General features: G+C 57.7%; 12 protein-coding genes and 1 pseudogene. 7 read left to right on the forward strand and 6 right to left on the reverse strand.

Annotation, left to right across the window (positions count from 1 at the left end; all coding sequences use genetic code 11):
- Positions 1-153: 153 nt before the first annotated feature.
- Complete coding sequence (locus tag OVA03_RS08160; protein ID WP_267527623.1) at positions 154-507, reverse strand: L-rhamnose mutarotase; 354 nt, start codon at positions 505-507, stop codon at positions 154-156.
- Between the two features lie 163 nt (positions 508-670).
- Here OVA03_RS08160 and fucP point away from each other — a divergent pair, with 163 nt between their 5' ends.
- The 7 genes from fucP to OVA03_RS08195 all read left to right on the forward strand — a co-directional run bounded on the left by fucP (position 671) and on the right by OVA03_RS08195 (position 7,087).
- Positions 671-1,975, forward strand: a complete 1,305-nt coding sequence (fucP, locus tag OVA03_RS08165) for an L-fucose:H+ symporter permease (protein WP_267527624.1) — start codon at positions 671-673, stop codon at positions 1,973-1,975.
- Between the two features lie 7 nt (positions 1,976-1,982).
- Complete coding sequence (locus tag OVA03_RS08170) at positions 1,983-2,846, forward strand: amidohydrolase family protein (protein WP_267527625.1); 864 nt, start codon at positions 1,983-1,985, stop codon at positions 2,844-2,846.
- Positions 2,843-3,664, forward strand: a complete 822-nt coding sequence (locus OVA03_RS08175; protein WP_267527626.1) for an IclR family transcriptional regulator — start codon at positions 2,843-2,845, stop codon at positions 3,662-3,664. Before OVA03_RS08170 ends, OVA03_RS08175 begins: the two co-directional genes overlap by 4 nt.
- Before the next feature lie 130 nt (positions 3,665-3,794).
- A complete protein-coding gene (locus OVA03_RS08180; RefSeq protein ID WP_324291044.1) occupies positions 3,795-4,823 on the forward strand; it encodes an aldo/keto reductase in 1,029 nt (342 codons plus the stop codon).
- On the forward strand, positions 4,820-5,110 hold the full coding sequence (locus OVA03_RS08185) for a UxaA family hydrolase (RefSeq protein ID WP_267527628.1): 291 nt from the start codon (positions 4,820-4,822) through the stop codon (positions 5,108-5,110). Before OVA03_RS08180 ends, OVA03_RS08185 begins: the two co-directional genes overlap by 4 nt.
- Positions 5,110-6,351: a UxaA family hydrolase gene (locus OVA03_RS08190; protein ID WP_267527629.1), complete on the forward strand. Its 1,242-nt coding sequence runs from the start codon at positions 5,110-5,112 to the stop codon at positions 6,349-6,351. The genes OVA03_RS08185 and OVA03_RS08190 overlap by 1 nt, the downstream gene beginning before the upstream one ends.
- Before the next feature lies 1 nt (position 6,352).
- The gene (locus OVA03_RS08195) at positions 6,353-7,087 is read left to right on the forward strand and encodes an SDR family oxidoreductase (RefSeq protein ID WP_267527630.1); all 735 of its coding nucleotides are present in this window, start codon (positions 6,353-6,355) and stop codon (positions 7,085-7,087) included.
- Positions 7,088-7,100: 13 nt separating this feature from the next.
- Here the strand turns inward: OVA03_RS08195 and OVA03_RS08200 are convergent, their stop codons facing one another.
- The 5 genes and pseudogenes from OVA03_RS08200 to OVA03_RS08220 all read right to left on the reverse strand — a co-directional run bounded on the left by OVA03_RS08200 (position 7,101) and on the right by OVA03_RS08220 (position 13,247).
- Positions 7,101-7,805, reverse strand: a complete 705-nt coding sequence (locus OVA03_RS08200) for a superoxide dismutase (protein ID WP_267527631.1) — start codon at positions 7,803-7,805, stop codon at positions 7,101-7,103.
- Between the two features lie 64 nt (positions 7,806-7,869).
- The gene (locus OVA03_RS08205) at positions 7,870-8,775 is read right to left on the reverse strand and encodes an aldose 1-epimerase (protein WP_267527632.1); all 906 of its coding nucleotides are present in this window, start codon (positions 8,773-8,775) and stop codon (positions 7,870-7,872) included.
- A gap of 102 nt (positions 8,776-8,877) precedes the next feature.
- Entirely contained in the window at positions 8,878-10,314 is a 1,437-nt protein-coding gene (xylE, locus tag OVA03_RS08210; protein WP_267527633.1) for a D-xylose transporter XylE, read from the reverse strand.
- A 252-nt stretch (positions 10,315-10,566) separates the two neighbouring features.
- Positions 10,567-12,354, reverse strand: a complete 1,788-nt coding sequence (locus OVA03_RS08215) for an IlvD/Edd family dehydratase (RefSeq protein ID WP_267527634.1) — start codon at positions 12,352-12,354, stop codon at positions 10,567-10,569.
- A pseudogene (locus OVA03_RS08220) lies at positions 12,347-13,247 on the reverse strand (SMP-30/gluconolactonase/LRE family protein). The gene OVA03_RS08215 and the pseudogene OVA03_RS08220 overlap by 8 nt, the downstream one beginning before the upstream one ends.
- Between the last annotated feature and the right edge of the window lie 39 nt (positions 13,248-13,286).

Below are 13,286 nucleotides of genomic sequence, written 5' to 3' on the forward strand. Positions count from 1 at the left end.
AAACCTGCTGCCATGCCCTTAGCCGAACCTCTCGGCCAAGGCAATTATCATATAATTCATCATGTCTGGTTGCCTGGACCATTTGTCCGGCAATTTGTTTCGTCAGATATCCCGACAGACCGGAACTGTGAAGCGCTTTTTTGCGTATGTCGCCTATGGCTGCTGCGTCAGGTCGAAAATACGGGTCATTTCAACCCATTTTTCGTCCGCTTTGGCAAACGGCAGAGGCTTCTGAAACGCCCACATCAGGCGCTCCCACGCCTGAACGTCTTCTGAGGCGGCATCCGCCGCCGCCTTAGCCGTCGCTGAAAACGCTGGCCCAGTTTCCATGATCATGAACATGCGATCCCCCGCCTGCCAGATTTCCATACTGCGGATATCGGCGTCACGAATGGAAGCCACAATCGCCGCAGGCACCTGTCCCGGCTGATGCCAGACCTTATAACGCTCGATCAAAGCGGCATCATTATGCAGATCAAGGGCGAAACAATATCGGTTCAAGGTCATGTGGCGTCTCCTGCCTTTAAGGTTATACGTGGCATTTTTATCCATGCCGACATTTTTTGACAATGATGTAAATTTCATATTTGACGATTTGGTTTATATGTGATGTCTTGCTTTGCAAAGGGCGACTTTAAAAAATAACGCCCACACAGGTTGAGGATATTTCATGCGCGCATCTGACACGTCGCGCCCGGCAACGGGTGCGCTCTGGCCCCTTATTCTGATTACCAGTCTGTTCTTTTTCTGGGGCATGGCCAACAATCTCAATGACGTGCTGATCCCCCAGTTTAAAAAGGCGTTCAGCCTGACCGACCTGCAATCAGGTCTGGTGCAGTCGGCCTTTTACATGGGCTATTTTTTGCTGGCCATTCCGGCGGGGCTGTTCATGCGCCGCTTTGGATACAAGGCGGCGGTGATTGCGGGCCTGTTGCTGTTTGCCGCCGGGGCCCTGCTGTTTTATCCCGCCGCTGACAATCACCAATATAGCTGGTTCTTAGGCGCGCTGTTTGTGATCGCGTCAGGTCTAGCGTTTTTAGAGACCTCAGCCAATCCGCTGATCACCGTGCTGGGGCCGCCCGAAAAGGCCGCCTTCCGGCTTAATCTGGCGCAGGCCTTTAATCCGCTGGGGTCGCTTACCGGCATCTGGGTCGGTAAGGAGTATATACTGTCGGGGGTCGAGCATGACGAATCGTCTTTGAGCGCCCTGTCTGATCAGGCCCGTCAGGCCTTTTACATTTCCGAATCTCAGGCCGTTCAGGTGCCGTATCTGATCATCGGTGCCATCATCATTGCCTGGGCGGTGCTGGTAGCCCTGTCGAAGTTCCCGGCCGCCGCGACCGAAAACACCCACGAACATACTGGCGAAAACCTCTCTGCCGGACGTTCTTTAAGCGGCCTGTTTGCCAAACCCCACTTCCTGTTTGGCGTGATGGCGCAGTTTTTCTATGTCGGCGCACAGGTCGGGATCTGGAGCTACATGATCCGCTACGCCCAGTCCGAACTGGCCATGCCGGAAAAAGACGCCGCTAACTTCCTGTTCATCGCCCTGATCCTGTTTGCCGTTGGCCGGTTTGTTGGCACGGCCCTGATGAGCCGCCTGTCGCCAGTGCGAATTCTGGCTGTCTTTGCCGTCATCAATATCGGCCTGTGCGCCTATGCGGCAACCGCAGGCGGACTATATGGCCTCTATGCCCTGACCGCGACATCGTTCTTTATGTCGATCATGTTCCCGACGATTTTCGCCACCGCCGTGGATGGCCTTGGGCCGCTGACCAAAACCGGCTCATCGCTTCTGGTCATGAGCATCGTCAGCGGGGCCTTGCTGCCGCCGCTGATGGGGCTGATTTCGGATGCGTCGCATATCCGCACCTCTATCTTCATCCCCGCCTTGTGCTTTGTCGTTATCGCCTGGTACGGGCTGAAATCGCCCAAGCGCCCCCTTAGCGCGACGCCCGTAGCCACCACACACTGAGGGTCGGATGGTCATCGACGCCCACCATCACTTCTGGCAGATCGGACGCAACGGCCACGAATGGCCTACGTCCGATCTTGGGCCGATCTACCGGGATTTTAGGCCGCAGGATCTAAGGTCGGAGGCGGTGGGCGTCAGCCTGTCCGGCACCATAGTGGTGCAGTCGCAAGCTCATGACGCCGACACCGACTGGCTGCTTGAAGTCGCGGGCAATGACAATCTGATCTTAGGCGTCGTCGGCTGGGTCGATATGTCGCCCCCCGGTGCCGCCGACCGCATCGCCCATCTGGCGCAGCAGCCCAAATTCAAAGGCGTGCGGCCCATGCTGCAATCCTTGCCCGATGACGACTGGATCAATCAGCCCGCCGTGGCACCGGCGCTTGAAGCGCTCACCCGCCACGACCTTACCTTCGACGCCTTGATCTTTACCCGCCACCTGCCCGCGATTGAGCGGCTGGCGAAGACCTGCCCGGCTTTGCGCATCGTCATTGATCACGGCGCCAAACCCCCGATTGCCCACCGTCACAGCCATCCGGAAGAGACGCGGCACTGGCGCGCGCAGATCACCGCCATTGCCCATAACCCCAATGTCCACGCCAAGCTGTCAGGGCTGGTCACCGAAATGATGCCGGGTCAGCCGATTGATGATCTGTGGCCCTATGTGGACCACCTGCTTGAACAGTTCGGGCCGCATCGGGTGATGTGGGGCTCGGACTGGCCGGTCGTCAATCTGCGCCAATCTTACCGGTCATGGTTCGATCAGGTTGACCACCATCTGCGGGCATTGCCTGCCAATAACATTCATAAAATTTTCGAAACCAATGCCAAATCCTTTTATAAAATTAAATCTGAACCAGGGGTAACGCTATGAATCTGCACCAAAATCTGCGTGACGACGATAAGGATACCGAAACCACCGTCCTGAAATACCGCGCCCCGGCGTTAGAAAAAGGCCTTGATGTGCTGGAACTGCTGGCGGCCCATAAACGCCCGCTGACCCTGTCGCAGATATCAGCCCATCTTGACCGCTCGGTCAGCGAATTATTCCGCATGGTGCAGGTGCTGGAAAACCGCGGCTATGTGGCCCCGGCCCTGCGCGGCGACGGGCTGGAACTGACCAATAAGCTGTTCTCGCTTGGCATGAGCCGTGGCCCCAGCCAGAACCTGTTGGCCAGCGCCATGCCGGTCATGCAGGGTTTAAGCGAATCGACGCGCCAGTCATGTCATATCGCCATCGCCTCCGACAACCAGATCGTCGTTATCGCCCGCGTCGAAGCGCCCGGCGATCTCGGCTTTTCGGTACGGGTCGGCCATCAGGCCCCGGTCGTGAAATCGACCTCCGGCGTCACCCTGTTCAGCTTTCAGCCGCATAAGATGAAGGAAGTCTGGCGCGCCCAACTGATGGCGGAGACTGCGCCTGATACCTGGCGCACCTTTGATGAGCTGTGCCAGTTTGCCCAGAAAAACAACTATGTGCAGCGCCGCTCGGATTTCACAGACGGGATCACCGATATTTCCTGCCCGATCTTCAGCGACGGCACCGTCATCGCCGCCCTGACCATCCCCTATATCCGCTCGCTCGGTAGCGAAAGCCTTGAGGACGCCACCCGCAAACTCCAGACCGCCGTTCAGACCATATCGAAATCGCTCGGTGGCGTTGATACCGTCGAACGCATCCCCATCCGATAGGCGGCTTTTTCTCGCTGAGCGTACAAAAGCCTTGAGTTGTGCGCGCCAAAAGCTTACTTTTATCAGTAACAACGATTTCATTTATAAATGAAACCTAACCGGAAACGTCATAATGTCAGGGGCTGACACCTTGAATTTAATTGGCCGCACCAGTGTGCGCGTCCCTGCCCTTGGGTTTGGGGCCGCCGCCATAGGCAATCTCTATCGCCCGCTGAGCGATGAGGCGGCGAGCGCCTGCGTGACCACGGCCCTTGAGGCGGGTATTCGCTATTTCGACACCGCCCCGCGTTACGGCCATGGCCTGAGTGAGCGTCGCTTAGGGGCCGTCCTGCCGCATGACGTGATCGTCTCCACCAAGGTCGGGCGTGTCCTGACGCCCATCGCCCCGCCCCCGTCCGGAACCCAGCGCCATGGCTTTGTTGATGGCGACCCGTTCGAGGAACATTTCGACTACAGCTATGACGGCGTGATGCGATCGTTCGAGTCGAGCCTTACCCGACTGAAGCGCGAACGGATCGATATTCTGCTGGCCCATGATCTGGGCCGCCTGACCCATGGCGATGATCATGATCACCACCTGAAAGCGTTCCTTAGCGGTGGCCTCAAAGCCATGCAGACGCTGAAATCCGAAGGCAGCATCGGCGCCATCGGGCTGGGGGTCAACGAGACCGAAATTTGTGACCAGGTGCTGGATCACGCCGATCTGGACGCCGTCCTGCTGGCGGGCCGCTATACCCTGCTGGAACAGGCACCACTGACGGCCTTTCTGCCCCGCTGTGTGGCACGCGGCGTCTCGATCATTCTGGGCGGGCCGTTCAATTCCGGCATACTAATTACCGGTGCAGGCAATGGCCGGACACCGTTTTACGACTACGCCCCCGCCCCGCCTGAGATCATCACGCGGGTGCGGCGCATCGAAGCCATTTGCGCCGATCACCATGTCCCCCTGGCGGCGGCGGCCTTACAGTTTCCGCTGGCTCATCCGGCGGTCGTCAGCGTCATTCCCGGCATGGCCACGCCCGACGAGGTGCGCAGCAATGCTGCCCTGTTTCACCACCCGATTCCGCCCGCCCTGTGGGATGACCTGAAAACCGGCGGGCTGATACCGCCCAACTCCCCGACACCTGCCCCGACACCTGAAACGCCTGTATCCGCATGATTTCCCCCCTTATCCTTTTGCACCCCGACGACAATGTGCTGGTGTGCCGCGCCCCCATTACGGCGGGCTTTGAAACGGTCATTGACGGCGACACCGTCATCATCCCGGCCGCCATTGAGGTCGGCCATAAGGTCGCGCGCGGCGATTTGCAGGCCGGTGATAAAATCCTGAAATACGGCGCGCCGATTGGCTCCATGACAGCGGACGCCAAACGCGGCGATCACGTCCATCTGCACAATATGAAAAGCGATTATATTTCCTCCCACACCCGAAAGATCGTCGGCTGATGACCATCCGCAACGCGTATCTCAGGCCCGATGGCCGCAAAGGCATCCGCAATGTCATTGCCGTTGCCTATCTGGTCGAATGTGCCCACCATGTCGCGCGCGGCATCGTCAACCGCTTTACGGACTATGATCAATTGGCGTCCGCGACCATCGGGATTACGCCCGAAGTTCATCTGATCGGCTTTCCGGGCTGCTATCCCAATGCCTATGCCTTCAAGATGATGCAGGCCCTGACCACTCACCCCAATGTCGGTGGTGTGCTGCTGATCTCGCTCGGCTGCGAAAGCTTTAACCGTGAGCAGCTAAAAACCACCATCGAAGCGTCAGGCCGGCCGGTTGAGACTCTGGTGATCCAGAATTCCGGCGGCACCGCCTCGACCATTCAAAAAGGCGTCGAAGCGGTCAAACGGATGCAGGCCATGGCCGCTCAAGCCCCACGCGTGGATATGGACATTTCCGAACTGATTATCGGCACCATCTGCGGCGGTTCGGACGGCACCTCAGGCATCACCGCCAATCCGGCGGTCGGGCGCGCATTCGATACTTTTGGGGCGGCGGGGGCGGCCTGTATCTTTGAGGAAACCGGCGAACTGGTCGGCTGTGAAACCATCATGGCCGACCGGGCCGTCACACCGGAGCTGGGGGCCGCGTTAGAGAAAAGCGTTGAAAAGGCCGAACGCTATTACACCATTATGGGCTTTGGATCGTTTGCGCCCGGCAATGCCGAAGGCGGGCTGACGACCCAGGAAGAAAAGTCGATGGGGGCTTATTCCAAGTCCGGGTCAGCCCCGATCTGTGGCATCTTGAAACCCGGTGATCAGCCACCGACCGGCGGGCTTTACCTGCTGGATGTGGTGCCGGACGGTGAGCCGCGCTTTGGCTTTCCCAATATCTCCGACAATGCCGAAATCGTCGAACTGATCGCCTGCGGGGCGCACCTGACCCTGTTTACCACGGGCAGAGGTTCGGTCGTGGGCTCAGCGATTTCGCCGGTCATCAAGATTTGCGCCAATCCGGAAACCTATCGCAAGCTGTCCGAAGACATGGATATCGATGCGGGCCGGATCATGGAAGGCCGCGCCACGCTGGATGACGTGGGGCAGGAGATCACTGATCTGGTGCTTAAGGTCGCTGCCGGTGCCCGCACCAAATCCGAAGCCCTCGGCCACCAGGAATTTATCCTCACCTATAAGGCGTTCGAGCCGATTGGCCCTTCATGCTTACCTTTAAAGCGAGCCTGACATGAGACTGCAAAACAAAACCGCCCTGATCACCGCCGCCGGACAAGGCATTGGCCGCGCCACCGTCGAAGCTTACGTGCGCGAAGGTGCCCACGTCATCGCCGCCGATATCAATGATGCGTCATTGGCCGAACTTTCCGGCATCCCCGGCGTCACGGCGCGTAAGCTCGATGTCACCGATGCCGAAGCTATCAAGGCCATCGCCGCCGAATTTCCAAACATCAACGTGCTCTATAACTGCGCAGGCTTTGTACACGCGGGCACGATCCTTGACTGCGACGAAGACGACTGGGCCTTTTCCAACAGCCTCAACGTCACCGCCCAGTACCGCCTGATCCGCGCGGTGTTGCCGAATATGATCAAGAACTGCGGGGGCTCGATCATCAACATGTCGTCGATCGCCTCTTCTATCAAAGGCATCCCCAACCGCTTTGCCTACTGCGCCACCAAGGCCGCCGTTATCGGCCTGACCAAGGCTGTGGCCGCCGATTTCGTCGCCCAAGGCATCCGCTGCAACGCCATCTGCCCCGGCACAGTTGAGACCCCGTCCCTGCTGCAACGCCTGCGCGACACCGGCGACTTCGATAAAGCCTACAGCGAGTTCACGTCGCGTCAGGCCATGGGCCGCTTCGGCAAGGCCGAAGAGCTGGCCGCCTTGGCGGTATTCCTAGGCTCCGACGAATCCGCCTTTATCACCGGCCAGCCCTATATTATCGACGGCGGCTGGGTGAATTAAGTGGCCGCACGGGTCAGCCCGAATATTTGCTAAACATTCTTTCGGCAGACGACCATTCAATGTTGGACATGTATGCATCCACATAGGCGGAAGCTTTCGCACCGTAATCCATGTGATAAGCATGCTCATACATGTCCAGTGCCAGTAACGGCGTGCCATCTGCAACGGTCATCGTATGATCCGCCGCCCATTGATTGACCAAGCGCCCTGCCCGTGGTGACCAGGACAGCAATACCCACCCCGATCCGCCGCCCAAAGCCTTGCCCATGGCGGCAAATTCCTGCGTCCAGCGTTCAAAGCTACCGAAATCTGTTTCGATCTGCTGCAGTAACTTTGCACCGGGACGTGAAGCGCTTTTGCCCAGAGACTTAAAATATATCTCATGCAAAATCATCGAATTGAAGGCCAACAGTTCCTCGCGCTTTAGGCCATTAAGCACAAATCCCTGCGTTGCCTTCATATCCAATTTAGCAAAGTCGGCCCCGATCATGTTGAGGCGTTTAACAGCACCGACATAGTTATTGTCATGGTGACTGGTAAGGATTTTTTCCGACAACCATGCAAGGCTTTTGGGATCAAATGGCAGCATCTCCGGCTGGTAAGATTTAACAGCAGGACTTGATCCCGACTGCGCTACTGCTTGGGCGGACGTCATGATCAGCCCCCCGGCCCCTATAGCTGTAATTAATGCACTGCGACGGCTAACCGTAGAGGTCATGATATGTCTCCAAAAATATCTAGGCGAGTAACACCTTATAGAGCCAAATCATAATAGAAATGAGTCACCCATGCAGGGTCATGTCCATCCACATCATCGCACTTTCACCGGTCTTAAGGCATTTCAGGCCGGAATTGGGTTTATTGAACGGATCGGGCATGTGATTGACCGGCTCGGCGCAGAAGAAATCCTCCCCCGGCGGCACATAGATATGCAGCCAGTGGCAGTCGGGTGAGGCCTTGACGGTCAGCGTCGCCTCTTCGCCCTCAAAGATATCAAACCGGCCATTAAATTCGGTGTGACAGTGATCGAGCAATTGCTCGGCATCAACCACATCGCCATTCGTCCAGTCCTTGCCGCGATAGATACCGCCGTGCCATTCGGTCGGCAGGCAGTCGTCGCTCGACAGCCACACGCCCTCGACATGGGCCTTAAGACGCGTCTGTTCAGTTTTTAGGAAATAGGGATGAAAGCCCAGCCCCGCCGGCATGGCGCAGGTCGACAGATTGGTCACCGACAGATAGATCCTTAAGCCCCCGTCACGCAGTTCATAGATTACTTCGGCCCGGTAATCCCACGGCCATTCCCCGACCTTATGGTCAAACACCAGCCGCGCCCGCGAATCTGATATCTCCGCAACCTGCCAGGCCGCACGCCAACCCTGACCGTGCAGGGTGTGGGGATGGTCGCCCAGATTGGGCTTAAGCTGAATGTCCTTGGTGCCAATGACAAAATGTCCGTTTTTGATGCGGTTCGCAAACGGCACCAGTAGGAAATTGCCGGTCTGCAACACATCGCCTGCCCCATCCGGTGCTCGCCGCAAATAATCGCGGCCCTTATGGGTCAGGCTCAAGGTCGAGGCTCCCAGATGCGGGGCGATCCTTAGCTGCGTATCGGCGACGGTAAGCGTGCACACGGCGTCACGCGCACGGCTGAGGGTGAGCGTATCACCCTCTGTAATATCGGACATGATGGCGGCCTTCCCGGTTTTATTTTTTATAGTTTTATAAGCCATAACGGCGGGGCTATGCACCCCGCCGCCGTTTAGATGCAGATCAAGTCTACGCCATTATCAGTGCTTTTTCCAGAGACCTTCGATGGCCTCCAGGGTCTTGCCCTTGGTTTCAGGCACGAATTTCCACACGAATATTGCCGCCAGAACCGAACACGTCCCATACACATAGAACGAGAAACCGTGGTTAAACAAGGCGATCAGGGTCGAGTTACCGTCCATCATCGGGAAGGTCTGAGACACGATATAGTTGGCGATCCACTGGGCCGCGACCGCAATCGACATGGCCGTGCCCTTGATCGAGTTCGGGAACATTTCGGCCAGCAGCACCCACACAATCGGCCCCCACGACAGGGAGAACCCGGCGATATAGACGATAGCCGTCACCAGGAAGATCATGCCCTGTTGGTGGGTCTGGTACAGATAGCCCAAGAAAAACAGCGACACGGCCATGACCACGGCGCCGAGGATCAACAGAGGCTTACGCCCCCAGTTATCGACGGTGAACAGGGCGATAATGGTGAACACCACCATTGCCACGCCCATTATGACGGTTTGCAGCATGGCGGCATTGGTTTCCATGCCGACATTCTTGAACATACTGGGGGCATAATAAAGCACGGCATTAATGCCCACGACCTGTTGAAAGACCGACAGCAGGATACCAACCACCAGAACGCCTGCCCCGAACGAGAACAGCTTACCCGAATGGTTGACCAGACTGCCGCGGATTTCAACCATGGTGGCCTTGGCCGTATCCGGGTCGTTCAGTTCATGCAGCAGTTTTTCAGCCTTGGCCTCATGGCCCTTCATCATGTACCAGCGCGGGGTGTCCGGCATCAGGAAGGCCGCCGTCAGGAACAGAGCGGCCGGAATAGCGCACGAGGCCAGCATGTAGCGCCAGCCGAGCGCGTGAATCCAGGTGTCGTCGCCATTACCGGCTTCGGCGATTTTCATATTGACGAAATAGACCAGCGTAATCCCCACAACGATGGCGATCTGTTGCAAAGACACCAGCAACCCGCGGTGCTTGGCGGGGGCAATTTCCGCGATATACATCGGCGAAATCAGCGACGCCATACCGATCGCGATCCCGCCAAAGACGCGGTAGATCATATAGGGCCACAGGGTATCGACGCCCAGTGTGCCCATCGGGGCGATAAAGGTTTCCGGAAAGCCCGACATAATGGACGATACGAAAAACAGAGCGGCGGCAATCATCATGCCGACCCGGCGGCCAAACTTGGTCGCTAGTGGCCCTGCGATGGCTGAGCCGATCACGCAGCCCAGCAGCGCAATACCGACCGCCAGACCGTGAAAAAAGTTCTTTTGGGTTTCATCCCATGCCATATTCGGCAGGATGTAGTTATGCTTGATTGAGGCTTCCGCACCCGAAATAACGGCGGTGTCGTAGCCGAACAAAAGGCCCCCCAGAGCGGCACCGATCGCCAGCCCCATGACAAGCCCCATATTCACCTTAGCCAGTGACGAGGTCATTGATAGCTTCCTTCCTGAAGGCCATCCCCACGATGGTGATGCACCCTGTTGTGTCAGCGCACACGCCCGATTGGGTGTATGCGTCCGCCTCTGATCCGTCGCGCTTGTGTGCGGAATTTAAGCGTTGTTGCCCGCGCGCGTATCGGTCTCAAATCTATGAATGGCAGCGCTGTCATTTTCAAGCGAATACACCCTTGTTCGCGAGAAAATAGGCAGCGACTGCCGGGATTTCTCCCGTTATTTCAAACTCGATTAATGGTTATGGCGCGGCATCTGATCGGCGATATGGGTAAATTTTAGCGCCGGTTCCATGACCGCACCCGTATGCAATTGCCCGACCGTCTGACGGTAGATTTCCTGCCACGGCGTCATGCTGGCCGGATAGGCCGGAATACCCTCAGCCTTGCGGGCCGCGATATCGTCATCAGCCACCAGCGCATCGCAGGTGCCGGTATTGATGTCGATGCGGATGACATCGCCGGTTCTGAGCCACGCCAGCCCGCCACCGACCGCGCTTTCGGGTGAGGCGTTGAGGATCGACGGCGAATCCGCCGTGCCCGATTGACGGCCATCGCCCAGAGTCGGCAGAGAGGTGATCCCGCGCTTCAACAGCGCATCGGGCGGCTGCATATTGACGACCTCGGCCGATCCGGGCCAGCCGACCGGGCCGGAGCCACGGATGACCAGTATGGTGTTTTCGTCGATATTCAGCGCCGGATCATTGATGCGCTCATGGTAATCGGTCGAGCCATCAAACACGACCGCCTTGGCTTCAAAGATGTTTTCCTGACCCGGCGTGGACAGATAGCGCGTGCGGAATTCATCCGAAATCACACTGGTTTTCATGATGGCAAAGTCAAACAAATTGCCTTTGAGGACAAGGAAACCGGCCCGCTCCATCATCGGGTCTGCGACCGTATAGATCATCTCGCGGTCTTTGGTTTCACGGCCAATGACGTTTTCCGCCAAAGTTTTTCCGGTAATGGTTTTGGCATCGCCGTCGATCAGGTTTTCTTTGAGCAGTTCGACATGGATAGCGGGTACGCCACCGGCGCGGTGGAAGCGCTCCCCCAGATATTTACCCGCAGGCTGCATATTGAGGATCAACGGAATATCGTAAGCGGCCATCCAGTCCTGATCGGTCAGTTCAACCCCGGCGTGACGGGCCATGGCCACAATATGCGGCTGGGCATTGGTCGAACCGCCGACCGCCGCGACCAGCGCAATGGCATTGAGGAACGAATTACGGGTCAGGATTTTCGAGGGCTTTAGGTCTTCCCACGCCATCTCAACAATGCGCTTACCCGTCTCATAGGCCATCTGCCCGCGCTCACGATAAGGCGCCGGAATGGCCGAACAGCCGGGCAGGCTGAGGCCGAGCGTTTCGGCAACCGCATTCATGGTTGAGGCCGTGCCCATGGTGTTGCAATGGCCCGCTGAGGGGGCAGAAGCCGCAGCCGCTTCGATAAACTCATCCTCGGTCATCTGACCGGCCGCTAGCTTACGGCGTGAGCGCCAGATGACGGTGCCGGAACCAACCAGATCGCCTTCGTGATGGCCGTCCAACATCGGTCCGCCCGACAGGACAATGGCCGGAATATCGACGGCGGTCGCGGCCATGATACCTGCGGGCGTCGTCTTATCGCAACCGGTCGTCAGCACCACGGCGTCGATCGGATAGCCGTGCAGGATCTCGATCATCGTCATGTAGCTGAGGTTACGGTCGATGGCCGCCGTTGGCCTGCGGCAGTTTTCAAAGATCGGATGACACGGAAACTCCATCGGAACCCCACCCGCATCGCGGATACCGGCCTTGACGCGATCGGCAAGGTCAAGGTGGATGCGGTTGCACGGCGATATGTCCGAGCCCGTCTGGGCGATACCTATGATCGGACGGCCTGAGCGCAGTTCCGCGGGCGTCAGCCCGTAGTTCATAAACCGCTCAAGGTAGAGGGCCGCCATGTCGATATGGCCGGGAGCCTCGAACCATTCCTGAGAGCGGAAACGACCATTGGGCGTGGCGGGAATGCGTTTAGACATGATCAATCTCATATTGCGGTTGGCCGGAAATATCGGCTTCAAAACTAAACAGGCCACCGGCCAGAGGTTGGGCGGCGATGTCGTCTGCGGACAATCCCTTGGCGGCCGTGGTGGCGTACACGGTTTTCAAATCGCGTCCGCCAAAGGCAATCTTGGTGACATTGGAGACGGGGAATTTAACCTTGTGGATCAGGCGGCCATCGGGGGCATAACAGTTGACACCCCAGCCAAAGAACAGTGCGTTCCAGACATTGCCCGCGCTATCGACCACCGGCCCATCCATATAGCCTTCGCCATGCGGTGGGGTATGTCCGGCTTCGTCCAGACGCGCAAAGACGCGCTTGCCCGCGATCTCGCCGTCGTCATCCAGATCAAAGGCGTAGATGATCTTTTTCAGGGTGTCGTTGTGATAGAGGGTTTTGCCGTCCGGGCTGACCGCAGGGCCATTGGTGATGACGTAATCATCATCCATTTTCTTTAAGCCCCGCGCATCATAGCGATAGAGCGCGCCGGTCGGATTGGCTTCATTATCGTCCATTGACCCGAACCACAGGCGACCTTTTGAGTCGACAAAGCCGTCATTCAGGCGGTTGCCCGGCAGGTGAGGTTCAATGTGCGTCAGGAGTGTAAAATCGCCCGTTTTGGGCTCAAACAGATAAAGCCCGCTCTTGCAGCCGACCACCAAAGCCGCCGCGTTTGCGCGGGGCGATAAAGCCGCACGGTGACGGCGCGGTCCAGGACTGTTTTGAGCCGATGCTGACGTCATAGCGATGGATTTTCGATGACTTGATATCGACAAACCAGACGGCGTGGTCTTTGGCCGACCAGATCGGGCCTTCGCCCAAGATGGCCTTCAAGTCCCAGACGCAGGTGACCTCAAAATTACCGCTCATTGCTCCCACCTTGCGTTTTTTTAGAACTCCCCCTGTTGC

Origin of the sequence: Asticcacaulis sp. SL142 (genome assembly GCF_026625745.1) — a bacterium.
Taxonomy (GTDB): Bacteria; Pseudomonadota; Alphaproteobacteria; order Caulobacterales; family Caulobacteraceae; genus Asticcacaulis.

Bases quoted from the DNA above. Each gene is read 5' to 3' on its own strand.
- OVA03_RS08160 (WP_267527623.1), bottom strand. From the start codon at position 507: ATGACCTTGAACCGATATTGTTTCGCCCTTGATCTGCATAATGATGCC.
- OVA03_RS08200 (WP_267527631.1), bottom strand. From the start codon at position 7,805: ATGACCTCTACGGTTAGCCGTCGCAGTGCATTAATTACAGCTATAGGG.
- OVA03_RS08190 (WP_267527629.1), top strand. From the start codon at position 5,110: ATGACCATCCGCAACGCGTATCTCAGGCCCGATGGCCGCAAAGGCATC.
- OVA03_RS08205 (WP_267527632.1), bottom strand. From the start codon at position 8,775: ATGTCCGATATTACAGAGGGTGATACGCTCACCCTCAGCCGTGCGCGT.
- OVA03_RS08185 (WP_267527628.1), top strand. From the start codon at position 4,820: ATGATTTCCCCCCTTATCCTTTTGCACCCCGACGACAATGTGCTGGTG.
- OVA03_RS08215 (WP_267527634.1), bottom strand. From the start codon at position 12,354: ATGTCTAAACGCATTCCCGCCACGCCCAATGGTCGTTTCCGCTCTCAG.
- fucP (WP_267527624.1), top strand. From the start codon at position 671: ATGCGCGCATCTGACACGTCGCGCCCGGCAACGGGTGCGCTCTGGCCC.
- OVA03_RS08170 (WP_267527625.1), top strand. From the start codon at position 1,983: ATGGTCATCGACGCCCACCATCACTTCTGGCAGATCGGACGCAACGGC.
- OVA03_RS08195 (WP_267527630.1), top strand. From the start codon at position 6,353: ATGAGACTGCAAAACAAAACCGCCCTGATCACCGCCGCCGGACAAGGC.
- xylE (WP_267527633.1), bottom strand. From the start codon at position 10,314: ATGACCTCGTCACTGGCTAAGGTGAATATGGGGCTTGTCATGGGGCTG.
- OVA03_RS08175 (WP_267527626.1), top strand. From the start codon at position 2,843: ATGAATCTGCACCAAAATCTGCGTGACGACGATAAGGATACCGAAACC.